Origin of the sequence: Streptomyces sp. NPDC087440 (assembly GCF_044744005.1) — a bacterium.
Lineage (GTDB): Bacteria > Actinomycetota > Actinomycetes > Streptomycetales > Streptomycetaceae > Streptomyces.
Genome location: NZ_JBIUXN010000005.1, coordinates 47252 through 70620, shown reverse-complemented (window position 1 = coordinate 70620; position 23369 = coordinate 47252). Strand labels below are relative to the sequence as shown.

Below are 23369 nucleotides of genomic sequence, written 5' to 3'. Positions count from 1 at the left end.
GGGGGGCGCGGCCGCCTGGGGGGTGGTTTTGCCCCCGGTCCGGGGCCTAAAGGGCCCCCCGGCCAAACCGGGGGGGGGGAAAAAAGTAAAAAGGGGGGCCCCCCCCGCCGTGTTTCCCGGTCCGGTCAGAAATAGTGCTTGCGTCCGCCGACCGCGCGGCCGGTCGCACCGAGAATCCACAGGACCGCACCGACGACGACGAGGATTCCGCCCACGGTCGTCAGAATCGAGATTCCGGCCAACACTCCGATGAGGAGCAGGATGACACCAAGAACAATCATCGCGGTTCCACTCTCTTCTCTCTTCACGCGTGCGACCCACGGACAGGCGCACTGCACCATTCGAATTCCGCCCGCGTCATGACCGGGTCAGACGAAATGCGGGCCCGCCGTACGGTCGTGCGACCGTTGGGCCTTTGTCCTGCCACCTCCGTGTGCCCTGCTTCCGCCCGGCAATGCATCCGCATCCCGTGGTTTTTATCCGACTCTTATTCTCCGGCCACGGCGGGCAGCGCGCACCTCGCCCCGGTGGGCCGGAGGCGTTCGACGCGGTCCAGGTCGGGGCCGTGGGTGAGCAGGTCGTGGTGGGTGACGGTGAAGTCGCCGTTGGGGAGGTCCTGGTCCGCGCCGAAGTACCGGCCCACGACCGTGGCGGGGAGGAAGGCGCGCAGCCGGTCGCGGATGTTCCCCGGGTAGCGGACGGGCTCGCCCCAGTCGGCGGGCGCCTCGTCGCTGGCGAACAGCACCCAGTGGTCGACGGGCACCGCCGCGTCCAGGTCCGGCGCCCCGCCGGTGTGGCTGTCGAGGGCGGGCACGATCAGCCGGTCCGGGTCCAGCGGCTCGTACCAGAGCAGGAGCGGCTTGGCCCGCTGCGCGTCGGCGTTGTCGAAGCAGCACAGGGCGATGGTGTGGTCCGGGAAGTGGTCGGCGTAGAACCGCAGGAGTTCCGGGGCGACTTCGGGACGCCGGTGCGGCGGAACCTGCTCCAGGGCGGCAGGAATGAGGGTGGGGTCGGCGGCCAGCAGCACGGTGTAGACGTCGTGGTCGAAGACCTGGACGGGCTCCGGCTCCCAGCCCATCCACGCGGCCCCGCCCGCCTCCGCCGCTACGGCCACGGGCCGGACGGCGTCGACCATGCGCTGCAGGACGTCGTCGGTGCGCCCGGGGTGCAGGAAGTGCTGCGGGGTGAGCTGCCGGGTCGGCAGGTGCAGGAGCATGGCGTTGGGGCCGTGCGCCCGGTTGACGGCGGTGTTCTGGTAGCCGAGGACGTGGATGAGGCCGTGCTCCGGGTGGGTCTGACGCCCGCAGTAGACGATCGTCCCGGAGAAGGCCGCCTGGCTGGTTGAGATGCACATGGCGTGCAAGGTACCGGGCGGGGTGAAGTGGTCTGCGCTGTCGGCACGTTGACGCGGAGGAGGAAGCGACTCCCCCACCTGGACCGGGTGCTCAGGGAGCCGCTGCGCCTGTTCCCGCCCGGCCCGTACGGGGCACGCCCGTCGTGCGGCTGAGGGTGCGGGAGCGCTTCACCGGCGCGTGGCGACGACCATGCGGCAGCGGGGGGTGCCGTCGTCGCGGCGGCCGAGCTCGTCCAGTGCGTACGTGGTGACCTCGAAGCCCGCCACGGAGAGTTCGGCGGTGACGTCGGCGAGCGTGAAACCCCGGTAGTACATCACGAACCGGGGACGCCAGAGCGCGTTGCGGACCCGCATCACGGCGTCGAACCCGAGCATCGCCAGATGGACGTACGAGCCCGGGCGGGCCGGGGCGGGCAGCGGGAACGCGAACCGGCCGCCCGGGCGCAGTACGGAGTGGACCTGCGCGAAGAGCGCGGGGCGCTGGGCGGGCAGGAAGTGGCCGAAGGCGCCGAAGCTGACGGCGAGGTCGAAGACCGGGCCGAAGGGGAGGGCGAGGGCGTCACCGCGCACCCAGTGGGTGGGCACGGGGCCCGGTGCGCGGTCGCGGGCGACGTCGAGCATGCCGGTGCTGATGTCGACCCCGGTCACCTGCTCGCGGCAGACCTCCTGGAGGACCCCCGCCCCGGCACCGGTGCCGCAGCAGACGTCGAGCCCGGCGTCGAAGGGCCCGAGACGGCGCAGGAGGTCGGTCACGGGGCCGAGGACAGCGTCGGGCGTGCGGAAGGGGGTGTGGTCGAACTTCGGGGCGAGCAGGTCGTAACCGTGCTCGACGGACGACAACGCCTGAACGGCAAGCTCGCGAAGGGAGGGCCCTTGGGGTGTGAACACCGCGCCCAGCATAGGCCGTCAGGGGCGCGGGGAACTGCGCGCCCAGCCACGGCGGATCTGCACGCAACCGTCCCATCGCCGCGCGGCAAGCGCTCCAGGCAGAGGGGCGCGTCCGGGGCCCCATCCCCGCCCAGGGGCGCGGGGAACTGCGCGACCAGCCACAACTGATCCGCACGCAACCGTCCCATCGCCGCGCGGCAAACGCTCCAGGCAGAGGGGCGCGTCCGGGGCCCCATCCCCGCCCAGGGGCGCGGGGAACTGCGCGACCAGCCACAACTGATCCGCACAGAACCCTGCACCAGCCGCGCGGCGAGCGCTTTAGGTGGAGGGGCGGGTCCGGGGCCTCTTCTGCATGAGCAATGCAGGGCCGACTCGTCCAGCACCGGCCCCGGAAGCAGCACGCCCCCTCCGCAGGGTCCCCAGCAAAGGGGGTACCGGGCACAGCACCCCTCGTGCTACATTGCGCCTGCACCCCTTCTCGCCCCTCCGTGGCCCGGGTGCACGCTCCACCCCACCCCGGACGTTCTTCACACGTCCCGGCACCCCCAAAAAAGCCGCTCATCCGGTTCCCGGGGCATCGCACATCCTTCTCACCCGCTCCACCCCGCAGGGGTTCACTCCCCCGCCCTTCCCGCCCGGGGCATCCGCGCCGTCCACGCATGGACCTGTGCGCCGATCCGCCCACATCGCCGGGCCCCTCCCCACCCCCGTGCATTCCCGCACCCCCTCCCTCCCGTGTCCGCGAAAGGACCGCATCCCATGACCACCACACTCGAAACCCCTCCCACCACCCCGCCCCCGGCAGCCGAAGCCGCAGGCATCCTCGACCTGCCCGGCGGCGGAGCCGGAAGCAGCGGCGGAAACGGCCACGGCTTCCTGCGCGGGCCGAGCCTCGAACCCGCCCCGCACGACGTCCAGGTACCCGCCTCCCTGATCCACCGACTCGGCCTGCGCAAGGGCGACTTGGTGACCGGCACCTGCGGCAGGCCCCGCACCCTGGCCGAGGTCGACCTCGTCAACGGCGAACCGGCGACCCCGGACCGCCGCCGACCCCACTTCCGCGACCTCACCCCCCTGCACCCGCGCGAGCGCCTGCACCTGGAGGGCGCGCCGGGCGCGCTCGGCCCGCGTGTCGTCGATCTGGTCGCGCCCGTCGGCAAGGGTCAGCGCGGGCTGATCGTCGCACCGCCGAAGACCGGAAAGACCGTACTGCTCCAGCAGTTGGCCGCGTCGATCGCCGACAACCACCCCGAGGCCCACCTCATGGTGGTCCTGCTCGACGAACGCCCCGAGGAGGTCACCGACATGCGCCGCAGCGTGCGCGGCGAGGTGTACGCCTCGACCTTCGACCGGCCGGCCAAGGCGCACATCGCGCTCGCCGAACTGGCCGTCGAGCGGGCCAAGCGCCTGGTCGAGGACGGCCACGACGTCGTCATCCTGCTCGACTCCCTGACCCGCCTGTGCCGCGCGCACAACAACGCGGCCTCCTCCGGCGGCCGTACGCTCAGCGGCGGTGTCGACGCCGCCGCCCTCCAGGGCCCCAAGCGGCTGTTCGGCGCGGCCCGGCTCACCGAGGAGGCGGGCTCGCTGACCATCCTGGCCACCGTCCTGGTCGACACCGGCTCCCGTGCCGACGACTACTACTTCGAGGAGCTGAAGAGCACCGGCAACATGGAGCTGCGGCTGGACCGTTCGCTCGCCGACCGCCGCGTCTTCCCGGCCGTGGACATCACGCCCTCCGGCACGCGCCGGGAGGAACTCCTGCTGCCGCCCGCCGAGTTGGCCGCCGTACGGGGTCTGCGGCGTGCACTCCAGTCCCGCGAGGGCCACTCCCTCCTGGAGACGGTCCTCGCCAAGCTCCGCCACACCCCGGACAACGCGTCCTTCCTCCGCCAGGTCCACGCCACGCTGCCCACCGGCTGAGGCCGCCCCGCACCACGCCCCGTACCACGACGGGCGTCACTCCAGCCCGTTCGCCCACGCCGCGAGCGTGCGGAAGTCGGCCTCGACGAGACCCTTGCGCGGGTCGATCCGGTGCAGGAGAGCGGGACCTCCGTGACGCTCCCCCACCCAGGCCCGGTCGGCGTCGGTGATCTCGTCGTCGATCCAGGCGAACGCCCGCCCCCGCGCCCATTCCACGATCTCGGGCGTCTTCCAGAACACCCCGCCGCCCGGCCCGCCACGCGGCCTGCCGTCCGGCCGCCACGCGATCCAGGGCAGTTCCGGCAGCCCCAGCACGGGCCCTATGTAGTCATTCGCCTCCTCCTCCCACGTGGTCGCCCACACCAGGTCGAAGGGGAGCGCGCGCAGGGCGGGGCCGTGGTCCGGGTTGAGCCACACCCGCAACGGTTTCAGGGGCTTGTACGGAATCTCCCACGCAGCAGTGCCCCGCCGCTGGATCGCCTCCCAGCGAGGGGTCAGCATGCGGTGCGTTCCGTAGCCCTCGGGGCGGCGCTGCGCCTTGGCGGCGTAGGGGTTCAGCGGTCCGTCGACGTCCACCAGCAGCAGGGGTCGCACGCCGCGCCCTCCCTCTCAGCACTCGGGGCCAGGGCTCAGCCGCCGAAGACCTCGTCCATGGTCATCGCGTCGGTCTCCGGCCGGCCGTCCGCCAGCCACTTCCGGTACGCCGCCGCAGCGTGCATGCGGGCACGCGCCTCGCGGAGTTCCGGGCTGCCCGAGGCGGCGGCCTGGTCGGCCTCCAGGACGGAGGCGACGTAGTCACCGAGGTTCATCCCGGCCCGGGAGGCGGAGGCGCGCACGCGTGCGGCCAACTCTTCGGGCACTCGTGCGTTCAACTGGGTTGTCGCCATAGCGGAATCCTAGCGAGGCGCTACGCGGTGGGGAATGAGCTGCTGCGGAACGGGGCGGGGCGGGGCCTTGGCGGGGGCGTGCGGCCGGTGTCGGGGCGGGGCCGGGGGCGGCACCCGGGTGGGCCGGGAGCGGGAGGGGCCGCCCCCTTGCCCGCCCGTCCCGCCCCCGGGGGGCGGCCCCGCCGCCCAAGGGAGCTACGGGGAGGGGGGAAGGCGGCCCCGCCGCCCAAGGGGGCGGGGGCGGCTGCGTCGCCCGAGGGGGCTGGGCGGCGAGAGGCGGAGCCCAAGGGGGCTACGGGACCCCACGTCGTGTGACGTGGATCACCCGATTCTGAAAACCTGCAGCGTATGCCGTACGTCTAGCAGGTGTGAAACGGGTTGGGGCGGCACCGCCGCAGGAACTGGACGAGGAGCGCCTCCTCCGACGCGTGGCCAAGGGAGACCGGGCCGCGTTCGAGGAGCTGTACCGGCGTACGTCGCCGTGGCTCGCGGTACGACTGGGGCGGCGCTGTGCCGATCAGCAGATCGTCGCCGAGGTGATGCAGGAGACCTACCTGGCGGTGTGGCGGGCGGCGGGCTCCTTCGCGGGCAGCGGCGTGGGGGGTTCGGCCGTGGGCTGGCTCTGGACGATCGCCGCCCGGCGGCTCGTCGACGCGTTCCGGCGCAGGGCGCACCACGCGGAACCCCCGCTCGCGGCCGCCCCGCGCCCGGCGGCGCCCGCCGCCGAGGAGGAGGCCCTGCGGGACAGCGTCGGCGGCGACGTCGGCGACGCGCTGCGCTGCCTGGCCCCGGAGCTGCGGGACGTACTGCAGGCCATGGTGCTGGACGGGCTGTCCGTGCGGGAGACCGCCGTGCTGCTCAAGGTGCCCGAGGGAACGGTGAAGACCCGCGCCCGGCGGGCCAGGATCGCGATGCGGAAGGCGCTGACATGAGGAAGACCGAAGGTGCCGGTCCGCGGACGCACGCGTCGACCCGGCTCGTCGAGGAGTACGTCCGGGGCGGGGCGGATCTCGCCGCGGACGAGGTGTGGGCACTGGAGGCCCACCTGGAGGGGTGCGCGGACTGCCGGGGGCGACTGGCGGCCGCCGTGACGGCCGGGGCGCCCGAGGTGGCCGCGATGTCCGACGCCGTCTGGTCCGGACTCGTACCGGAACTGGACGACATCGCTCCGGCCCGGCGGCGCCGGGTGCGGCTGTCGTCGTGGGCGACGCCCGCGATGGCGCCGTGGCTGGCGATGGTGCTGGTCGTGACGGTGCTGGCGTGGGTGCTCGACCTGATGGCACCGGGGTCCGAGCGGGTGTCCTGGGTGCTGCTGCTCGCCCCCGTCCTGCCGGTGTGCGGCGTGGCGGCCTCCTGGTCGCGCGGCCTGGATCCGGCGTACGAACTGACCGCGTCGACGCCCCGGGCCGGGCTCCAGCTCGTCCTGCGGCGCACCGCTTCCGTGCTCGCCGTCGTGGTTCCCGCGCTGCTGGTCGGGGGGTGGGCGACGGGGGTGATGGCCGTGCAGTGGCTGCTGCCGTGCCTGGCGTTCACCTCGATGACGCTGGCGCTCGGCGGGGTGATCGGGGTGACCCGGGCCGCCGTCGCACTCGTGGTGGCGTGGGCCGGAGTGGTGGCGGTGCCGACCCTCGCCACCAGTCGGACGGCCTTCGCCCTCCAGGAGGGCGGGCTGCCGGTGTGGGGGCTCGTCCTCGCACTGGGCGCGGGCGTCGTGTTCGCCCGCAGGGGCGCGTACACGGTCCTCGGAGCCCACCGATGAAGCAGATGAAACAGAAGCAGACGAAACAGCTGTCCCGAAGGTCCTTGACGAACGAACAGAGGAAGCGCGCCATGCCCGCAGTCAGCAGTGCCGATATCGCTCCGACGACGTACGCGTGGGAGATCCGGGCCAGTGGGCTGAAGGTGCGGGCCGGGCGCACCCGAATGGCGGTGAACGGCCTCGACCTGTCGCTGGGCACCGGCGTGCACGGCCTCCTCGGGCCCAACGGGGCGGGAAAGACCACGCTGATCCGTGCGCTGGCGACCGTACTGCGGCCCGCCGACGGGGAGTTGGAGCTGCTCGGGGAGTCCGTCGGGGGGCTCGGCGAGCACCGGGCGCTGCGGCGGCGGATCGGGTACCTGCCGCAGGAGTTCGGCTACTACAAGCGCTTCACGGTGCGCGAGTTCGTGGAGTACATGGCGTGGCTGAAGGAAGTGCCGAAGGCGGACATCCCGGGCGCGGTGCAGCGGGCGGTGGAGCGCGTCGGCCTCGCCGACCGGGCCGACGAGCGGATGAAGGCGCTGTCCGGCGGGATGGTGCGCCGGGCGGGCATCGCCCAGGCCATCGTCAACGACCCGGCGGTGCTGCTGCTCGACGAGCCGACGGTGGGCCTGGACCCGGCGCAGCGGCTGCGGTTCCGCGACCTGCTCCAGGAGTTGGGCACGGACGCGTGCGTGGTCGTCTCGACCCACCTGGTCGAGGACGTCGCCGCGGCGTGCACGGACGTGGTGCTGTTCGCGGACGGGCGCCTCGTCTTCCAGGGCACCCCCGCCGAACTGGCCGCCGCGGGCGGCCCGGAACACGTGGGCGACAGCCCGTTGGAGCGCGGCTACTCGGCGCTGCTGGCCGACCCGGCACCGAAGAAGGGGGCCTGGTGACGGGCCCGGCAGAGCCCTCGGGGACCGAACCCACCACACCGGCGCCCGGTCCGGGCCGTCGGCCTGGCTGACCTCCCTCGCGGCCGATCACGAGGCGTTACGTCCCGTACTCGCCCCTCCAGGCCCGGAGCCCGCTCCCCCTTTCGCGGAACGGGGCCCCGCCGCCCTGTCTCCCTCACCCCGTGCGTACGGCACTTGCCGCCGCACCGATGCCCCGCGCCCTGCATCCCCCCTCCACCAAGAAAAGGTGTCCGGTGAATACCCGTATCCTCCGCATCGAAGGGCGACGGTCCGTCGCCCCGTGGGCCGGGGGCGTCGTCCTCGTGGCGGCGCTCGCGTTCCTGCTCCTCCTGCCCGGGGCGTGGTCGAACGACAACGTCTCGTGGGCCGGTCAGTGGACGTCCATGGCGTTCTGGACCCGGTATCCGCTCTTCTTCCTGTGGCCGCTCGCGGTCGGGCTCGGCGCGCTGCAAGGGCTGCGTGACCACCGTTCGGAGATGGGCGAGCTGCTCACCAGCACGCCCCGGCCCGCACGGCACCGGGCCGCCGCCCTCGCGGGCACCATGGCGCTCGCGCTGGTGGTCGCGTTCGGGCTGCTCGTCGCGATCGGCGCGGTGCGGGTGCTGGCGGGCGACACGACGTACAACTCGCTGAACTGGCTGCCCATTTCGGCGGTGGGCGCGCTCGCGCTCGGTGCGGGGGCCGTCCTGGGCATGGGGGTGGCGCGCGCCCTGCCGTCCGTGCTCACTCCGCCTGCGCTGGCCGTGGCCGCCCTGGTCGCGAACAACTTCCTTCGCCACATCCAGAGTTCGGACGCTGCGGTGCCCGTGTCCGGGGTGCCGAACGCGCTCGCGCTGCTGTCGCCGGGGGTCGCCGAGGTGCGCGACACGCTCCTCACGCTCTCTCCCTCCGTGCATCTGGGGCAGGCGCTGTGGCTGCTGGGCATGGCGGCGACGGGTGTGGGTCTGCTGGTCGCGGTGCGGGTCGGGGCGCGGCTGTTCGCCCTCGTCCCCCTGCTGGTGGGTGGCGCGTTGGCGCTCGTGCTGCTGCCGGGTGACGCCCGGGACACGTACGTGGTCGACCGGGCGGCGGCTGCGCAGGTGTGCGCGGGCGAGGTCTGCCTGAGCAGGGCCCGGGAGGCGCGGCTCGACGCCTGGGCGGCCCCCGGCAAGGAGGCCCTGCGGGCACTGCGCCTGAGCCTGGGCGCGCAGGCGCCGGGCGGAATCCGCGAGCGGGTCGTTCCGCGTGCGCTCAGTGCCACGCCGGAACGGCCGCGCGAAGCCGTGATCGTGGACTTCGACGACCCGATGTACGCCTCGGCCGACGGCAAGCGGCTCGCCCGGGCGCTGACGGCTCAGGGCCTCATCCCCCTCTGCCACCCGCGCAGCGCCACCGAGAGCGGTACGCAGGAGGACGCCGCCGCGCAGCGGATCGCGATCGCCTGGACGTTCGGCGAGGAACTCCGGCCGCTGGAAGGGACCGAGTACCCCATGGCGGGCTGGCCGGACCCGGCGGTACCGGTGTGGAAGAAGTTCGGCGCGCTGCCGCGGGCCGAGCAGACGAAGCGGCTCGGCGCGGCGCACACGGCCGCCGTGAACTGCTCGGGCGACCCCCTGACCGTCCTCAACGGCGGTGCGCTCCAGTGAGGGCGAGGTGGCTGCTGTTGTACGCACGCTCCCGTCAGGCACCTGCGACGCTGGCCGTGCTGCTGGTCGGGGCGGCGGTGATGTGGGCTCTGACCAGGGCGTTCTCGCAGGGAGCCGGTGGGCACGCGGACCCGCGCCTGTCCGCGCTCGCCCTCACCGTGGCGGCGACGGCCGTCTCGGTCGGGCTCGGCGGCCAGGATCTCGCGCTGGACCGGACGGCGGCGCTCTCCTGGATTCCGCGCAGGGCGGCGCACGTGGTGCTGGGCGGGGTGCTCTCCGGGGCGGTACTGCTCGCGGTGCAGACGCTGAGCGGGCAGGAGGCCTCGGTGGGGGTCGTGGTGCGGGACGCGGTGGGGCTGATGGGGCTGGTGGGGCTGGGGGCCGTGTGGTGCGGGAGGCAGTACGCGTGGCTCCCGGCGTTCGCGTGGCTGGCGGTGTCCTTCGTCGTACCGTCCTCGCCGGCGACCGCAACGCAGGTCCTGACCTGGCTGCTGTCCGCCCCGGACGCGACGGTCGCGGCGTGGACGGCGGGGGTGCTGGGGGCCGGCGGGCTGGTGGCGTACGCGGTCGGGGGCCCGCGGCGGTAGGGGGCGGAAGGGCTCCCCGCCCACGGACCGAAGGCTCCGCCCGTACGAGAGGGGGCGACACCGGCCGCAGGGCGCAGGGCCCGCAGAGGGCGCGAGATCGGCCGCACCGGACAGGGCGACACCGGCCGCACGGGAGGTCACCGGCCGCACGGCACAAAGCGGGACCGGCCGCACAGGGCGGCGACTGCGCGGGACAGGGCGACACCGGCTGCGCGGGAGGGCACTGGCTGCACGGGACAAGACGGGATCAGCCGCGCAGGGCGGCGGCTGCGCGGGACAGGGTGGGACCGGCCGCACGGGAGGTCACCGGCCGCACGGGGCAAGGCGGAACCAGCCGCACAGGGCAGCGACTGCACGGGACAGGGCGACACCGGCCGCACAGGATTGCGGGACCGACCGCACGGGGCAAGGCCCGCACAAGTTGGCAGCCGCGCGCGGCAGTGCGGCACCGGTCGCCCAGGATGCCGCCCACCGGCCCGGCTCCGGCCCCACCCGCCGGAGCTGCCCCGGCCGTACGGGGCCGTGGGCGATCGGTATCGGGCGTGCCCGCTCCGCAGTCCCGGGCGTGGCCCCGCCCCGTAATCCCTGGCCAGGCCCGTCCCGCGCGTCCTAAGCTGCCCGCTTCGGGCGATCTTGGGAGAGCGCATCGCCCCGGGAAGAAGGCAGGCCCATGAACACACCACCCCCCGTCCGCATAGGCGCCCTCGCCCCGCTGAGCCGCCCCGGGTGGGTCGAGGCCGGTCAACACCTCCTCGTAGGACTGGAGTTGGGCGTACGGGACACCAACGAATCCGGCGGTGTCGACGGCCGCCCCCTCGAACTGGTCGTACGGGACACGGCGGCCGATCCGCAGCGGGCGGCGGCCGCCGTGGACGAGTTGGCCGAGGCGGGCGTGACGGCCCTGGTCGGTGAGTACCACAGCGTCGTGGCCCGTGCCGCCGCGAACCGCGCCGATGCGCTAGGGCTGCCGTACCTCTGCTCGTCGTCCGTCATCGACGTACTCACCGAGCAGCCCACGGACCTGGTCGCGCGGCTTTCGCCGCCGCAGTCCGTGGGGTGGCGGGTGTACGCGCAGCACCTGCTGGAACAGGGGCACCGGCGCATCGCCCTGGCGACGCAGGCCAGTGCCTACTGGGCCGCCGGGACCGTCATCCTCCGCGAACACCTCGCCCGGCACGGCGGTGACGTCACCGAGATCGACATGGTCGCGCACACCCCCGCGACGGCCTGCGACGCGGTCGCCGCCGCCGGGGCCACCGCCCTCCTGCTCCTGGCCGGCCACCCGGAACCGGCCCTGCCGCTCGTGACCGCAGTCCGTGCCGATCCACGTCTGGCGGGCCTTCTCGTCGGAGCTCCGGCCGGGCAGCCCGAACTCCCTTCGTGGGAGGGGGAGTTGGGGGCAGGAATTCCCTTCCTGCGGTACCTTCCCGCGCGCCTCGGCCCCCTGGGCGTGCGCGTCGAGCGGGATCTCAACGAACACCTCAGCGGGCCCCCCTCCTTCGTCGCCTTCGAGGGGTACGACTCGATCGCCGTCCTGACCGAGGCCCTCCGCTCCCACGGCACCGACCGTGCCCGCATCGCCGCCGCCTGGCCGAGCCTCGCGGTCGAGGGGACACGCGGGCTCATCCGCTTTTCCCGCGCCCCGGGCGGTACCGTCTGGCAGTGGGCCGACGCCCCGGTCCAGGTCGTCGACCGGGACCCGGCGGCCCCCGACTGCTTCCGGGTGCTGCGTTCGGGTGGCGCGGTGCGATGACTTCGCCCCTCCGCCGGAGTCTCCCCCTGGACGGACACCGCACGACCGCTGCAAGGAGCCCCTCCCCCATGAAGTCCACCGCCTGGCCCCTGGTCCACGCCGAACGCGCCGCACTGGCGGACGACCTCGCGCACCTCACCGCCGCCGAGTGGGAAACCCCCTCGCTCTGCACGGAGTTGACGGTGCGTGAGGTCCTGGCGCACCTCACCGCCTCGGCGCGGCTCAACCCCGTACGGTGGCTGGCCGGGGTGATCCGCTGCCGGTTCGACTTCGACAAGCAGGTCGCCGTACGGCTGGCGGAACAGCTCGGTGCCACCCCGGGCGAGACCCTGGAGCGGTTCCGGCAGGCGGTGACGAGTACGACGAAGCCTCCGCTGCCCGTCCTGGCCCTGCTCGGTGAGACCGTGGTCCACGGGCAGGACATCCGGCGCCCGCTGGGGATCGTCCACGACCACCCGGTCGAGACCCTCACGCGCGTGGCCGCGTACTACGCGGGCACCGACCTCGTCGTCCTCGCCAAGGGGCGCATCGACGGCCTGCGACTCGTCGCCGACGACGGGCCCTTCACGGCCGGGTCCGGGTCCGGGGCGCTCGTCTCCGGTTCGACGCTGGCCCTGATCATGGCGATGACCGGCCGCGCGGCGTACTGCGACGACCTCCGGGGCGAGGGCGTGGCCCTGCTGCGCGAGCGGTCCACCGCCGGGGGGCCTCCGCCCGAGGTCAGGCGGCCGGAACGGCCTTGAGGGCGAGGAGGCTCTCGGCGGTCTCGACGATGGTCCCCTCGACGGGGCGCGGCTGCCAGCCGAGGAGGCGCTGGGCCTTCTCGGAGGTGAAGTCGAGGTTCTTGCCGAGGATCGCGCGCAGGGGGCGCAGCTGCGGGTTGACCAGGGAGAGGCCTCGGGTTGCCCAGACGGGCATCTCCCGGGTGGGGACGCCCTTGGCGCGGTCGCCGAGGCGGGTGCGCAGGACGGTGGCGATGTCGATGACCCACAGGCTGCGGCCCGAGGTGGCGATGAAGCGTTCCCCGGCGGCCGCCGGGTCGGTCATGGCGCGCAGGTGCAGGTCGGCCACGTCGCGTACGTCCACATAGCCGGTGGCGAACTTCAGGGCCGCGGGCATCTTGCCGTCCAGCATGGTCCGGATCACGCCGAGGGAGGGGGAGAAGTCGGGCCCGAGCACCGGCCCGAGGACGCCGGTGGGGTTCACGGCGGCGAGTTCCAGGCCGCCTCCTTCGGCTCTGACGAAGTCCCAGGCGGCCCGCTCGGCGAGGGTCTTGGACTTCTGGTACGGCTGGACGCCGGGGGCGTCGACGTTTGTCCAGTCGTCCTCGGTGAACGGTGTGGTGCGGTCGGGGTGGCCGTAGGCGATGGCACCGCTGGCCGAGGTGAGGACCACACGCCGCACACCGGCGTCCCGGGCCGCCCGCAGGACCCGCAGAACGCCGTCTCGGGCGGGAACGATCATCTCGTCGTCCGAGCGCGGGACGCTGGTCAGCGTCGGCGAGGCGACGTGCAGCACGGCGTCGCAGCCCTCCAGCGCCTCGGGCCAGCCCGCATCCCGGGTGAGATCGGCGGCCACGAAACGCAAGGGGGCGTCCGGGGCGGCTCCGCCGCGCTGGAGCATCGCCCGGACCTCCGGCTCGCGGGAGAGGCTGCGCACGGTGGTCCGTACGGAGTGTCCCGCGTCCAGCAGGGCCAGGACGCACCAGCTGCCGATGTAGCCCGAACCCCCTGTCACCAGCACGTTCGCCATGGTGCGGCCTTCCAGCGCGAGGGGTCTCTGATGAGCTGGAGGCTAGTGGAGGGTGTTCGCCTGCGCGACCGGACGGATCGGCGCCAGTGCGCGAGCGGATGGATCGGAGCCAGCGCGCGAGCGGACGGATCGGAGCCGGGCACGGCCTCAACCCCGCGTCCGGCAGAGGCGCCGCTCCTCACCCGCAGCCCGGGCACAGCCCCCTGTACGTGATCGTCGCCTCCGAGACCGTGAAGCCGTAGCGCTGGTCGGCGGGGAGGTCCGTCAGGGGGTCGCCCGCCGGGTGGACGTCGCGGATCACGCCGCAGCCGGAGCACACCAGGTGCTGGTGCGGGCGGTGCGCGTTGGGGTCGTAGCGCTTGGCGCGGCCGTCGGTGGAGACCTCGGTGACCTCGCCGAGGGAGACCATCTCGCCCAGCGTGTTGTAGACGGTCGCCCGGGAGATCTCCGGCAGGCGGCCCACCGCGAGCGCGTGCACCTCGTCGGCCGTGAGGTGGACGTGGTCGCCGTCGAGCACTTCCGCGACGACACGCCGCTGCGAAGTCATCCGCCAGCCGCGCCCGCGCAGACGCTGAAGCAGGTCACTCATGACGAACCACCCCGTTGGTGTCGATGACGGCCGATGCGTCGAAGCCGCGAAACGAATCAAGCCAGTGAAGCGAGCCGGTGAAACGAGTCGAGTTTAAAGGCCGTTGTCATAGTTTTGATGAAACATGGAACAGGTGAGCTTCTTGACCTGGACCCAGTCCATCATAGGATCACTTCTTGGCGACGGGCCACGGGCCAAGCGACAGGACACCAGGCAGTCCGTACCGGCCACCCGCTCATTGTTTTGCTGATCTGCCCAGCTTGAGAGGACCCCATGGCTGACAACCACGATGCGATCGTCACCGACCCGAAACCCGATGAGAGCGCAGCAGCGGGGGAGACCGGGGGCTGCCCCGTCGCCCACGGACGGGCCGCGCACCCCACGCAGGGCGGCGGCAACCGCCAGTGGTGGCCCGAGCGCCTCAATGTGAAGATCCTCGCCAAGAACCCCGCCGTGTCGAACCCGCTCGGTGCGGACTTCGACTACGCGAAGGCCTTCGCGTCGCTCGACCTCGCGGCGCTGAAGCAGGACATCGCCGCCGTGCTGACCGACTCCCAGGACTGGTGGCCGGCCGACTTCGGCAACTACGGCCCGCTGATGATCCGTATGGCCTGGCACAGTGCCGGTACGTACCGCATCAGTGACGGCCGCGGTGGCGCCGGTGCCGGCCAGCAGCGGTTCGCGCCGCTGAACAGCTGGCCGGACAACGTCAGCCTCGACAAGGCCCGCCGTCTGCTGTGGCCCGTGAAGAAGAAGTACGGCCAGTCCATCTCCTGGGCCGACCTTCTGATCCTCACCGGCAACGTCGCCCTGGAGACCATGGGCTTCGAGACCTTCGGCTTCGCCGGTGGCCGCGAGGACGTGTGGGAGCCGGAGGAGGACGTCTACTGGGGTCCCGAGACCGAGTGGCTCGGCGGCGACACCCGCTACACGGGCGACCGCAACCTGGAGAGCCCGCTCGGCGCGGTCCAGATGGGTCTGATCTACGTCAACCCCGAGGGCCCGGACGGCAACCCGGACCCGGTCGCCGCCGCCCGCGACATCCGCGAGACCTTCCGCCGGATGGCGATGAACGACGAGGAGACCGTCGCCCTCATCGCCGGTGGCCACACCTTCGGCAAGACCCACGGCGCGGGCCCGGCGGACAACGTCGGCGACGACGTCGAGGCCGCCCCGATGGAGCAGCAGGGCCTCGGCTGGAAGAGCACGTACGGCACGGGTGTCGGCAAGGACGCGATCACGTCCGGCCTGGAGGTCACCTGGACCACCACGCCCACCCAGTGGGGCAACGGTTTCTTCAAGAACCTCTTCGAGTTCGAGTACGAGCTCACCAAGAGCCCGGCGGGCGCCCACCAGTGGGTCGCCAAGGACGCCCCGGAGATCATCCCGGACGCCTACGACGCCGAGAAGAAGCACCGCCCGACGATGCTGACGACGGACCTGTCGCTGCGCTTCGACCCGGTGTACGAGGAGATCTCGCGCCGCTTCTACGAGAACCCGGACCAGTTCGCGGACGCGTTCTCCCGCGCCTGGTACAAGCTGACGCACCGTGACCTCGGCCCGGTCGCCCGCTACTTGGGCCCGGAGGTTCCCTCCGAGGTGCTGCTGTGGCAGGACCCGCTGCCGGCCCGTGAGGGAGAGCTGCTGGACGCGGCCGACATCGCGGCGCTCAAGGAGCAGGTGCTCGGCTCGGGCCTCACGGTCTCGCAGCTCGTGTCCACGGCCTGGGCCTCGGCCGCCTCGTTCCGCGGCAGCGACAAGCGGGGCGGCGCCAACGGCGCCCGCATCCGCCTGGAGCCGCAGCGCAACTGGGAGGTCAACAACCCGGACGAGCTCGCCCAGGTGCTGCGCACCCTGGAGGGCGTCCAGGAGTCCTTCAACGCCAAGGGCGGCCGCCAGGTCTCCCTCGCCGACCTGATCGTCCTCGCGGGCACCGCCGCGGTCGAGAAGGCCGCGAAGGACGGCGGCGTGGACGTCGAGGTCGGCTTCACGCCGGGCCGCGTCGACGCCTCGCAGGAGCAGACGGACGTCGAGTCCTTCGAGGCCCTGGAGCCCGCCGCGGACGGCTTCCGCAACTACGCGGGCAAGGGCAACCGCCTGCCCGCCGAGTTCCTGCTGCTCGACCGGGCGAACCTGCTCACGCTGAGCGCCCCCGAGGCGACCGTGCTCGTCGGCGGTCTGCGTGTCCTGGGTGCCAACCAGGGCGGTTCCAAGCACGGTGTCCTCACCGAGCGCGTCGGCACGCTGACGAACGACTTCTTCGTCAACCTGCTGGACCTGGGCACGACGTGGAAGTCGACCTCCTCCGCGCAGGACGAGTTCGAGGCCCGCGACGCGAGCGGTTCCGTGAAGTGGACGGGCACCCGCGCCGACCTGGTGTTCGGCTCGAACTCCGAGCTGCGCGCCGTGGCCGAGGTGTACGCGAGCGACGACGCCAACGAGAAGTTCGTGAAGGACTTCGTCGCCGCCTGGCAGAAGGTCATGGACCTGGACCGGTACGACCTGGTCTGATCCGACCGCGAAGGGGGCCCGCCGGTGCTGTGCAGCACCGGCGGGCCCTCCGTCGTACGCAACTCCCTTACGTGCGGGCGAAGTTGGCGGCGATCCGCTGCTGGATGTAGTCGCCCGCCGTGATCGGCGGGTAGCGGCCCTGCGGCCCCTCGATCACCACGTCCTTGTCCGCCTGCGCGAAGAACGCGATGCTGTACCGCGCCGAGCGGTCGTCGCCCGGACCGGGTGACCTGACCCGGTGGAAGTTGGACGGGAGCCTGTCGTCGCTCCACCGCGTCAGCATGTCGCCGTTGCAGGTGATGACGGTGTCGGCCGGTTCGACCGGTGTCCACTCCTGCGCCTCGGCCTCCTTGCCCGGGCACACCTGGAGCCCGCCCTGCCCGTCGCGCTGGAAGAGCAGCGTCAGGCAGTCGAAGTCGGTGTGCGCACCGGCCCGCCAGACGTCGGCGGGGATCTCGGCCTCCTCGGGCACCGCGAAGTAGTGCAGCATCCGCAGCGTGGACTGGTGGGCGTCGCTCGCCGGGTCGTGGGCGCGGGCGAAGAAGCCGTCCGGCAGGCCGAGCCGGTCCGCGAAGCAGGACAGTACCTTCATCGCCAACTCCCGGCAGTGCGCCTCGAATTGGAGGCTGCGACCCCGGAAGGCGGGCAGTGCGTCGTCGGGCCACAGGCCGTCCATGTGGGGTCGGGTGAGCTGGTACGACTCCTTCTGGTCCGGTGTCCCGATCGACGGGCGGACCTGGGTCATCGACTCCCAGCCCGCGTTGAGGCCCTTCTTCAGGGCGTGCCGGGCCTTGGTCTCCTCGGGCAGGGCGAAGAAGGCCGCCGCGTCGGTGAAGGCGCCGTCCACGAGTTCCTGCGGGATGCCGTGGTGGACGAGCTGGAAGAAGCCGATGTCGGTGGCGGCGGCCCAGAGCTCTTCGGTGATCTCGGCCCTGCGGGCGTCGAAGTCGCGGAGGTCGATTCGGCGGATCTCCCGGGCGGAGGTCTCCGTACCGGCCCCGCCCATGCGGGACTCCTTCGCCAACTCGTCCATGGCGTAGGGGGTTTCGTGTGTGGTCTGTGTCATCGCGGTTGTCGCTCCTCGAAGCGATCGTGGTTCGGGTACGGGATGCAGTCACCGCCCCTGCTCTCCCCACCGCGGGCGCTCAGAGGCCCGCGGGCACGGTCGCGGGGCCCGCTCTGGTCCGGGCCCGCGCCGTGGTCTGGTACGGACCCCCGTGGCCAGGGGTCCGTACGCGATGGGGTTCAGCCTGGGCGGTGCGTGTTTCCCGTGTCGGGTCGTGGTGTTACGCGGCCGTAAATCCGAGCCCGGCCGCCAACTCCCGCGAGGGCAGGCGGACATGCTCCCCGTCCTGGACGAGGACTTCGCCGCCGACCAGGACCGCCGCCACCGTGCGGGGGCCGGCGCAGGTCAGCAGGGTCGCCCCCGGGTCCCGTACCGGAAGGCAGGCGTAGTCCCGGGAGAAGCGGTGCAGCACGAGGTCGGCCTGCATGCCCTCGCGTACCCCGTCGGGGCGTTCCTCCAGGCCCAGGACGCGGTTGGCGCCGTCTGCGGCCAGGGCGAACATCTCGGGGAAGCCGAGCAGGTCGGACCTGCGGTGGGCGGCGCGTTGGAGGTACGCACCGATGCGCAGGGCCTCGCTCATGTCCTGGGTGTCGTTGCTGGCCGCGCCGTCGACACCGAGCCCGACCCGCAGTCCGGCGGCGAGCATCTCGGGCACGGGGGCGATGCCGCTGCCCAGGCGCATGTTGCTGAGGGGGTTGTACGAGACGCCGACCCCGTGCCGGGCGAGTGCGGCGCGGCCTGCCGCGTCCAGTTCGACGCAGTGGACGGCGAGGAGGCGGTCCCAAAGGAATCCGGCCCGTTCCAGGTAGTCGACGGCGCCGACTCCCGCGTGTTCGCGGCACATCGTGTCGTCGGTGGTCGTCTCCAAGAGGTGGAGGGATACGGGCAGTTGGTGTTCGTCCGCGTACGCGCGCACCTGCGCCATGCCGTCCGGGGTCAGGCAGCGCGGGTTGGGCACGGCGAGCCCGATCCCGACCCTGCTGCCGTGTGCCGCCGCGATCAGCGTGTCGGTGTGGGCAAGGGCGTGGTCGAGCGGCTGCATCAGGCGCGGGTCGAAGCCCCACTTGCGGGTGGGGTCGGCCCGGTCGGCGACGCCCCGGCCCAGTACGGCCCGGATGCCGCTGTCGCGCAGGGCCCGCAGGATCGCGTCGTGGACCTCGGGCGAGGGGTGCGGCCACATGTGCTCGACCAGGGTGGTGGTGCCGCTGCGCAGGGCCTCGGCGGCTGCGGCGGTCGCGGTGGCGTAGGCGCGTTCGGGGGTGAGCAGGGCGGCTTCGTCGCCGACGGCGCTGAGCCAGGCGAGGAGGGGCAGGCCTTCGCCGATGCCGCGCAGGCCCGCTTGGAAGAGATGGGTGTGCGTGTTGACGAGACCGGGGGTGAGGTGTCCGTCCGTGCCGTCCAACACTCGTACGCCCCATGGGAGTTCACCCGACGGGACAACCGCCCGGACGCGTCCTTCGGCCAGGTGGACGTCCCTGCCCGCGAGCCAGTGACCGCCGCTGTAGACGGTGACGTCGGTGATCGTGTCGATGTCGTACGTCGTCATCAGGCGTGGTCCTTGTCCTGGGCGACCGCGGCGCGGCCCTCGCTGCGTCGTGGCGTGTGGTGGAAGAGGAGGTTGAGGGTGAAGGCGACGATGCCGGTGACGGCGATGCCGCTGTCCAGGACGGTGCGGGCGAACGACGGCAGCGGCGCGTAGAAGTCCGGTGCGCCGACCGGGATCATGCCGAGGCCGAAGGCGAGCGCGGCGGTCAGCAGGTTGCGGGAGTCGGTGAGGTCGGCGCGGGCCAGGATGCGCAGGCCCACCGCGCCGACCGTGCCGAACATGACGAGCGAGACCCCGCCGAGCACCGGTCCCGGCACGGCGGCGACGGCCGCGCCGAGCACGGGGAAGAAGGCCAGGGCGACCATCAACAGCCCGGAGAGCGCCACGACATGGCGGCTGCGCACCCGGGTCACGCTGAGCAGGCCCACCGAGTTCCCGAAGGTCACGACGGGGAACGAGGAGAGTGCCCCGGACGCCACGGTGGCCAGGCCGTCCGCGCGCAGCGCCCGTACCACCGTGGGGGCGTCGTCGCCGCGCTCGACGATCTGGCCGACGGCGAGCGTGTCGCCGACCGACTCGACCATGTTCACCAGCTGCACCACGAGCATCGCGGCGATCGCCGGTACGAGGAAGGTGGGTGCGCCGAAGGCCGTCGGGTCGGGCACCGACACCAGGGCCGCCTCCGCCACCCCCGACCCGTCGAACAGCCCGAGCGGCAGCGCGAGCAGTGTGCCCGCGACCATCGCGACCAGTACCGAGAACCGGGCGACGGCGGGCGGGGCGAGGCGCTCGACCAGCACCACGAGCAGGACGGTGACCGCCGCCAGGGCCAGGCCCGCTCCCCCGCCGGAACCCCCTGCGCCCCCGGTGACCAGCCCCGCCGCCGACGGCACCAGCGAGAACCCGATCACCGCGATCACGGTCCCGGTCACCAGCGGCGGGAACAGGTGCAGACATCGCCCGAACCACGGCGCGGCCGCCACCGTGACCAGCCCGGAGACGATCGTCGCCCCGAACACGGCGGCGAGCCCGTGCTCCTTGCCGATCAGCACGGCGGGCGTGATCGCGGTGAACGTGGAGCCCATCACGATCGGCAGCCGCGCCCCGACCCAGTGCCCGATCCCCTTGACGCGGAGCGACTGCAACAGCGTGGCCAGCCCGCTCACCAGCAGGTTCGCGCTGATCAGCAGCCGTATCCGGTCCTCGGGCAGGTGCAGTGCGGTGCCCACGAGCAGCGGCATCGTCGCCATGCCCGCGTAGGCGACGAGCAGGTGCTGAAGGCTGAGCGGGACCAGGCGGCGCAGCGGCGGCCGTACGTCGACGGGGTGCGGGGCGGGCGCGGGGGACAGTGGAGGTGCGGGGGACTGTGGAGGTGCGGGGGACTGTGGAGGTGCGGCGGACTCGACGGGGCGCGTGGGCACAGCCATCGTTCCTCCCTGGAGCTCGGCGGAAGACGGCTGGTTAGCGCCGGTGAACACCCGGTCGCGCACCGGCCGTTGCAGCCATGACCGGTATGGGGCGACCGTAGGGACGGAGTGTTTCGCGCGCGTTGCCGCGAGAAATCGGCCGCGCAACCCGTGCGGGGCTCAGCAATCCGTGCGGGGATCAGCAGGCGGTGCGCGGCGGCAGCACCTCCCGGTGCGGCGGGGGTCCGGTGGTCAGCTCCCGGTACAGGGCAGGGCCTCGCCGACGCCCGGGTTGCAGAAGCAGCCGGTGCGCAGGGTTCATTCGCCGATGCTGTCGGGGCGAAGGTCCCGCCCAGGCTGCGACGCGGCTTCCGGTGGGGACAGGCCGGGCGGGCCGACGTGTCGCAGCGGTACGGAACCGTTCGTCCCGGTCGGTCATCTGACTCCGTGTACGGCCCGAGCACGGATGCGCCGAAGCACCACCGAGAGGAACCGTTCCTGATGACCCGTCACCTGCGTGCACTGCTGCTGTCCGTCCTGCTGCTCCTGATCGGCTCGGTCCTCTCGACCGCCCCCGCGTCCGCCGTGATCGGCGGTGCGAAGAGCACGTACGGCCCGTGGGCGGTGCGCATGTTCGTCGACGGGCAGCCGGTGTGCACGGGGACGGCGGTGACCGCGCAGTGGGTCCTCAGCGCCTCGCACTGCTTCTACGAACAGGCGCAGCCGATCGCCGACAAGCGGATCTCGTTCAAGGTCGGCAGCCTCGACGTCCGCAAGGGCACGACGACGGTGCGCCCGCTGCCCGGCAAGCGAGCGGGGAGCGCGAAGGCCGACATGGTGCTGATCAAGGTCCAGCCGATGAAGGTCACCCCGGCGAAGCTGTCCGCCGCACCCGTCCGCCCCGGTCAGACCGTTCGGCAGTACGGCTGGGGCGCGACCTGCACCACCGACGAGAACGCCTGTCAGTCCCCCGTCCTCAAGCAGGCCGACCTCAAGGTCGTGAAGCCGGACGACCCCCGCTGCTCGGGCCACACCCTGCCGGGCGGCCCGGACTTCTGCATGGTGAGGGGTTCCGGGATTCCCGCGGGCGGCGACTCCGGCGGCCCGGTCATGAGCATCACCCCGCAGGGCGAGGAGGTGCTGCTCGGCGTCTTCTTCGGCTCGGACCGGGAGACGAGCGCGGAGGCCGGAGAGGTCTCCCAGCAGCTCGCCTGGATCCGCTCCGTCACCCGCGGCTAGCCGGTCGTGCGCGGGGCCTGTTCGGGTGCGGCGTGCTGCGGGAGGGTGGAGCGTGGAAGGGCCGTCGGGCCGTCGGGCCCGCCCCTCCCCGAGGAGGCCGCGATGACGGACCGCAACATCCCCCACGAGAGCCACGAGAGCCACGAGAGTCCCCAGGGCCACGACAGTCGTGAAAACCCTTACCTGGAAGGCCTGTTCGCCCCCGTCAGCGAAGAGGTCACCGCGCACGACCTGCCCGTCACCGGACGCCTGCCGGAGGCCCTGACCGGCCGCTTCCTCCGCAACGGTCCCAACCCGCTGAACATCGAGGACCCCGCCGCGCACCACTGGTTCAGCGGCGAGGGCATGGTGCACGGGGTGCGGCTGCGCGACGGGCGCGCCGAGTGGTACCGCAACCGGTGGGTGCGCAGCGACGCCGTGGCCGCCCGCCTCGGCGAGAAGGGGCCGCAGGGTCCGCGCCACCTCGACATGGACTTCGCGCCGAACACGCACATCCTGCACTTCGCCGGACACGACCTGGCCACCGTCGAGGGCGGGGCGCTCCCCTACGAGCTGGACCACGAGCTGAACACCCTGGGCCCCTACGACTTCGGCGGCACCCTCCCCGGGGGCTTCGCCGCGCACACGACCGTCGACCCCGGCACCGGGGAACTGCACGCGGTGGCGTACTGCTGGGCGTACCCCTATGTCCAGTACCTGGTGGCGGGCCTGGACGGGCGGATCAGGCAGCGGGTGGACGTGCCGGTCGAGGGCGGTCCGATGATGCACGACTTCTCGCTGACGACGTCGTACGTCCTGCTGTACGACCTGCCGGTGGTCTTCGACCTGGAGGGCGCGTCGAGCGGTGACAACTTCCCGTACGTCTGGGACCCGGCCCGCCCGGCCCGGCTCGGTGTGCTGCCGCGCGAAGGCCCGGCCGAGGCCGTGCGGTGGCTGGGGATCGACCCGTGCTTCGTCTTCCATCCGATGGGCGCGTACGAGTCGGCCGACGGCCGGACGATCACGATGCACCTGGTGCGGTACGACAAGCTGTTCGACCGCAATTCCCGCTTCGGCCCCGACGAGGCGCCGCCGTGCCTGGAGCGCTGGACCGTCGACCTGACCGCCGGGACGGTCCGGCAGGAGCAACTGGACGACCGTCCGGTGGAGTTCCCGCGCATCGACCCGCGCCGGGCCACGCTGGAGCACCGGTTCGGCTACGGGGTCGTCCAGCCCGGCGACGGGTACGGGGCGGAGCGCTCCCGGCTGCATCTGGAGACGCCCGGCGAGCTGCTGCCGCCGGACATCTCCCAGTTGGGCGTCGGCCTGGTCAAGTACGACCTGGTCAACGGCACGACGCAGGAGCACCGCTTCGACCCGCGCGGCGACGTCGGCGAGGGCGTGTTCGTACCTGCGGAACAGGGCGGGGAGGACGAGGGCTGGCTGCTGAGTTACGTCTTCGAGCCGGAGCGGGACGCGACGGACCTGGTGGTCCTGGACGCCCGGGACCTGGAGGCGGAACCGGTGGCGCGGGTCCATCTGCCGGTGCGGGTGCCGGTGGGGTTCCACGGGAACTGGGTGCCGGACGAGGGCTGAACCGGGGGCG

At 72.7% G+C, this 23369-nt stretch carries 21 protein-coding genes; 11 read left to right on the top strand and 10 right to left on the bottom strand.

Annotated elements, in window-relative coordinates:
* Positions 1 to 125: 125 nt before the first annotated feature.
* The 3 genes from ACIO3O_RS13225 to ACIO3O_RS13215 form a co-directional block, all read right to left on the bottom strand.
* Complete coding sequence (locus ACIO3O_RS13225; protein ID WP_189824849.1) at positions 126 to 281, bottom strand: DUF6131 family protein; 156 nt, start codon at positions 279 to 281, stop codon at positions 126 to 128.
* Between the two features lie 206 nt (positions 282 to 487).
* On the bottom strand, positions 488 to 1354 hold the full coding sequence (locus tag ACIO3O_RS13220) for a hypothetical protein (protein WP_401744966.1): 867 nt from the start codon (positions 1352 to 1354) through the stop codon (positions 488 to 490).
* A gap of 168 nt (positions 1355 to 1522) precedes the next feature.
* Positions 1523 to 2242, bottom strand: a complete 720-nt coding sequence (locus ACIO3O_RS13215) for a class I SAM-dependent methyltransferase (RefSeq protein ID WP_401744965.1) — start codon at positions 2240 to 2242, stop codon at positions 1523 to 1525.
* A gap of 759 nt (positions 2243 to 3001) precedes the next feature.
* Between ACIO3O_RS13215 and rho the strand changes: the two genes are divergently transcribed.
* Complete coding sequence (gene rho, locus ACIO3O_RS13210) at positions 3002 to 4165, top strand: transcription termination factor Rho (protein ID WP_401744964.1); 1164 nt, start codon at positions 3002 to 3004, stop codon at positions 4163 to 4165.
* Between the two features lie 36 nt (positions 4166 to 4201).
* Here rho and ACIO3O_RS13205 read toward each other — a convergent pair whose 3' ends face one another.
* A complete protein-coding gene (locus tag ACIO3O_RS13205) occupies positions 4202 to 4750 on the bottom strand; it encodes a hypothetical protein (protein ID WP_401745247.1) in 549 nt (182 codons plus the stop codon).
* 44 nt (positions 4751 to 4794) lie between these two features.
* Complete coding sequence (locus ACIO3O_RS13200; RefSeq protein ID WP_401744963.1) at positions 4795 to 5052, bottom strand: hypothetical protein; 258 nt, start codon at positions 5050 to 5052, stop codon at positions 4795 to 4797.
* Positions 5053 to 5420: 368 nt separating this feature from the next.
* Here ACIO3O_RS13200 and ACIO3O_RS13195 point away from each other — a divergent pair, with 368 nt between their 5' ends.
* The 7 genes from ACIO3O_RS13195 (at position 5421) to ACIO3O_RS13165 (ending at position 12418) form a co-directional block, all read left to right on the top strand.
* Positions 5421 to 5984: an RNA polymerase sigma factor gene (locus tag ACIO3O_RS13195; protein ID WP_401744962.1), complete on the top strand. Its 564-nt coding sequence runs from the start codon at positions 5421 to 5423 to the stop codon at positions 5982 to 5984.
* On the top strand, positions 5981 to 6811 hold the full coding sequence (locus ACIO3O_RS13190) for a zf-HC2 domain-containing protein (protein WP_401744961.1): 831 nt from the start codon (positions 5981 to 5983) through the stop codon (positions 6809 to 6811). Before ACIO3O_RS13195 ends, ACIO3O_RS13190 begins: the two co-directional genes overlap by 4 nt.
* 71 nt (positions 6812 to 6882) lie before the next feature.
* On the top strand, positions 6883 to 7689 hold the full coding sequence (locus tag ACIO3O_RS13185) for an ABC transporter ATP-binding protein (RefSeq protein ID WP_401744960.1): 807 nt from the start codon (positions 6883 to 6885) through the stop codon (positions 7687 to 7689).
* 254 nt (positions 7690 to 7943) lie between these two features.
* Positions 7944 to 9335, top strand: coding sequence for a hypothetical protein (locus ACIO3O_RS13180; protein ID WP_401744959.1), 1392 nt, complete (start codon positions 7944 to 7946; stop codon positions 9333 to 9335).
* A 17-nt stretch (positions 9336 to 9352) separates the two neighbouring features.
* Positions 9353 to 9922 (top strand): hypothetical protein, encoded by a 570-nt coding sequence (locus ACIO3O_RS13175; protein WP_401744958.1) that lies wholly within the window; start codon positions 9353 to 9355, stop codon positions 9920 to 9922.
* A gap of 670 nt (positions 9923 to 10592) precedes the next feature.
* Complete coding sequence (locus ACIO3O_RS13170) at positions 10593 to 11675, top strand: ABC transporter substrate-binding protein (RefSeq protein ID WP_401744957.1); 1083 nt, start codon at positions 10593 to 10595, stop codon at positions 11673 to 11675.
* 68 nt (positions 11676 to 11743) lie between these two features.
* Complete coding sequence (locus ACIO3O_RS13165) at positions 11744 to 12418, top strand: maleylpyruvate isomerase family mycothiol-dependent enzyme (protein ID WP_401744956.1); 675 nt, start codon at positions 11744 to 11746, stop codon at positions 12416 to 12418.
* Here ACIO3O_RS13165 and ACIO3O_RS13160 read toward each other — a convergent pair.
* Together ACIO3O_RS13160 and ACIO3O_RS13155 are read right to left on the bottom strand one after the other, a co-directional pair.
* Positions 12396 to 13427, bottom strand: a complete 1032-nt coding sequence (locus ACIO3O_RS13160; protein WP_401744955.1) for an SDR family oxidoreductase — start codon at positions 13425 to 13427, stop codon at positions 12396 to 12398. The genes ACIO3O_RS13165 and ACIO3O_RS13160 overlap by 23 nt on opposite strands.
* Positions 13428 to 13605: 178 nt before the next feature.
* Positions 13606 to 14016 carry a Fur family transcriptional regulator gene (locus ACIO3O_RS13155; RefSeq protein ID WP_401744954.1) on the bottom strand — a complete coding sequence of 137 codons (411 nt, stop codon included), beginning with the start codon at positions 14014 to 14016 and terminating at the stop codon, positions 13606 to 13608.
* 273 nt (positions 14017 to 14289) lie between these two features.
* On the opposite strand from ACIO3O_RS13155, the gene katG reads away from it, so the two are divergent.
* Positions 14290 to 16527, top strand: a complete 2238-nt coding sequence (gene katG, locus ACIO3O_RS13150) for a catalase/peroxidase HPI (protein ID WP_401744953.1) — start codon at positions 14290 to 14292, stop codon at positions 16525 to 16527.
* 67 nt (positions 16528 to 16594) lie between these two features.
* On the opposite strand, the gene ACIO3O_RS13145 is transcribed toward katG, so the two are convergent.
* The 3 genes from ACIO3O_RS13145 to ACIO3O_RS13135 form a co-directional block, all read right to left on the bottom strand.
* Complete coding sequence (locus tag ACIO3O_RS13145; protein ID WP_401744952.1) at positions 16595 to 17593, bottom strand: isopenicillin N synthase family dioxygenase; 999 nt, start codon at positions 17591 to 17593, stop codon at positions 16595 to 16597.
* A gap of 220 nt (positions 17594 to 17813) precedes the next feature.
* Complete coding sequence (locus tag ACIO3O_RS13140) at positions 17814 to 19139, bottom strand: amidohydrolase family protein (protein WP_401744951.1); 1326 nt, start codon at positions 19137 to 19139, stop codon at positions 17814 to 17816.
* Complete coding sequence (locus tag ACIO3O_RS13135) at positions 19139 to 20566, bottom strand: uracil-xanthine permease family protein (RefSeq protein ID WP_401744950.1); 1428 nt, start codon at positions 20564 to 20566, stop codon at positions 19139 to 19141. Before ACIO3O_RS13135 ends, ACIO3O_RS13140 begins: the two co-directional genes overlap by 1 nt.
* Before the next feature lie 480 nt (positions 20567 to 21046).
* Between ACIO3O_RS13135 and ACIO3O_RS13130 the strand changes: the two genes are divergently transcribed.
* Positions 21047 to 21784 (top strand): S1 family peptidase, encoded by a 738-nt coding sequence (locus tag ACIO3O_RS13130; protein WP_401744949.1) that lies wholly within the window; start codon positions 21047 to 21049, stop codon positions 21782 to 21784.
* A gap of 102 nt (positions 21785 to 21886) precedes the next feature.
* Complete coding sequence (locus tag ACIO3O_RS13125) at positions 21887 to 23359, top strand: carotenoid oxygenase family protein (RefSeq protein ID WP_401744948.1); 1473 nt, start codon at positions 21887 to 21889, stop codon at positions 23357 to 23359.
* The last annotated feature ends 10 nt before the right edge of the window (positions 23360 to 23369 follow it).

Bases quoted from the DNA above. Each gene is read 5' to 3' on its own strand.
- ACIO3O_RS13145 (WP_401744952.1), bottom strand. From the start codon at position 17,593: ATGACACAGACCACACACGAAACCCCCTACGCCATGGACGAGTTGGCG.
- ACIO3O_RS13155 (WP_401744954.1), bottom strand. From the start codon at position 14,016: ATGAGTGACCTGCTTCAGCGTCTGCGCGGGCGCGGCTGGCGGATGACT.
- rho (WP_401744964.1), top strand. From the start codon at position 3,002: ATGACCACCACACTCGAAACCCCTCCCACCACCCCGCCCCCGGCAGCC.
- ACIO3O_RS13130 (WP_401744949.1), top strand. From the start codon at position 21,047: ATGACCCGTCACCTGCGTGCACTGCTGCTGTCCGTCCTGCTGCTCCTG.
- ACIO3O_RS13170 (WP_401744957.1), top strand. From the start codon at position 10,593: ATGAACACACCACCCCCCGTCCGCATAGGCGCCCTCGCCCCGCTGAGC.
- ACIO3O_RS13225 (WP_189824849.1), bottom strand. From the start codon at position 281: ATGATTGTTCTTGGTGTCATCCTGCTCCTCATCGGAGTGTTGGCCGGA.
- ACIO3O_RS13200 (WP_401744963.1), bottom strand. From the start codon at position 5,052: ATGGCGACAACCCAGTTGAACGCACGAGTGCCCGAAGAGTTGGCCGCA.
- ACIO3O_RS13140 (WP_401744951.1), bottom strand. From the start codon at position 19,139: ATGACGACGTACGACATCGACACGATCACCGACGTCACCGTCTACAGC.
- ACIO3O_RS13220 (WP_401744966.1), bottom strand. From the start codon at position 1,354: ATGTGCATCTCAACCAGCCAGGCGGCCTTCTCCGGGACGATCGTCTAC.
- ACIO3O_RS13165 (WP_401744956.1), top strand. From the start codon at position 11,744: ATGAAGTCCACCGCCTGGCCCCTGGTCCACGCCGAACGCGCCGCACTG.
- ACIO3O_RS13185 (WP_401744960.1), top strand. From the start codon at position 6,883: ATGCCCGCAGTCAGCAGTGCCGATATCGCTCCGACGACGTACGCGTGG.
- ACIO3O_RS13160 (WP_401744955.1), bottom strand. From the start codon at position 13,427: ATGGCGAACGTGCTGGTGACAGGGGGTTCGGGCTACATCGGCAGCTGG.
- ACIO3O_RS13135 (WP_401744950.1), bottom strand. From the start codon at position 20,566: ATGGCTGTGCCCACGCGCCCCGTCGAGTCCGCCGCACCTCCACAGTCC.
- ACIO3O_RS13190 (WP_401744961.1), top strand. From the start codon at position 5,981: ATGAGGAAGACCGAAGGTGCCGGTCCGCGGACGCACGCGTCGACCCGG.
- katG (WP_401744953.1), top strand. From the start codon at position 14,290: ATGGCTGACAACCACGATGCGATCGTCACCGACCCGAAACCCGATGAG.
- ACIO3O_RS13125 (WP_401744948.1), top strand. From the start codon at position 21,887: ATGACGGACCGCAACATCCCCCACGAGAGCCACGAGAGCCACGAGAGT.